This is a genomic window from Thiomicrorhabdus heinhorstiae, from assembly GCF_013391765.2.
In the GTDB taxonomy this organism is placed as follows: Bacteria; Pseudomonadota; Gammaproteobacteria; order Thiomicrospirales; family Thiomicrospiraceae; genus Thiomicrorhabdus; species Thiomicrorhabdus heinhorstiae.
This window is the reverse complement of record NZ_JACBGI020000050.1, coordinates 1-959: the sequence shown is the minus strand read 5'-3', so window position 1 is coordinate 959 and position 959 is coordinate 1. Positions and strand designations below refer to the sequence as shown.

The window sequence follows — 959 nt, the reverse complement described above, 5'->3', positions numbered from 1 at the left end:
ATGGCAAAAGAAAAGTTTGAACGTTCCAAGCCTCACGTAAACGTTGGTACTATCGGTCACGTTGACCATGGTAAAACGACTCTAACAGCGGCTTTGACAATCGTGCAAGGTAAGAAATTCGGTGGAGACGTAAAAGACTACGCGTCTATCGATAACGCTCCAGAAGAGCGTGAGCGTGGTATTACGATCTCAACAGCACACGTTGAGTATGAATCAGAAACACGTCACTACGCACACGTAGACTGCCCAGGGCACGCTGACTATGTTAAAAACATGATCACTGGTGCTGCGCAGATGGACGGCGCGATCCTAGTATGTTCTGCAGCGGATGGCCCGATGCCACAGACTCGTGAGCACATTCTTCTATCACGTCAGGTAGGTGTACCATACATCGTTGTATTCCTAAACAAAGCTGACATGGTTGATGATGAAGAGCTTCTAGAGCTAGTTGAAATGGAAGTACGTGAGCTTCTAGATCAGTACGAATTCCCAGGTGACGACACTCCGGTAATCATCGGTTCTGCTTTGAAAGCAATCGAAGGTGAAGAAGAATACGTTGCTAAGATCGGTGAATTGGTTGAAGCACTAGATACTTACATCCCGACTCCAGAGCGTGACACTGACAAGCCATTCTTGATGCCTGTAGAAGATATCTTCTCAATCCAAGGTCGTGGTACGGTAGCAACCGGTCGTGTTGAGACTGGTGTAATCAAAGTTGGTGAAGAAGTAGAAATCGTTGGTATTCGCCCAACTCAAACTACAACTGTTACTGGTGTTGAAATGTTCCGTAAGCTTCTAGATCAAGGTGAAGCGGGTGATAACGTTGGTATCCTACTACGTGGTACTAAGCGTGAAGACATCGAGCGTGGTCAAGTATTGGCTCACAAAGGAACTGTTAAGCCTCACACCAAGTTTGAAGCAGAAGTTTATGTTCTGTCTAAAGACGAAGGTGGACGTCA

Annotated in this window: 1 protein-coding gene; it reads left to right on the top strand. The window is 46.2% G+C overall.

Annotated elements, in window-relative coordinates:
- On the top strand, positions 1–959 hold a 959-nt coding region (gene tuf, locus H8792_RS12315; protein ID WP_185979297.1), incomplete at its 3' end, for an elongation factor Tu.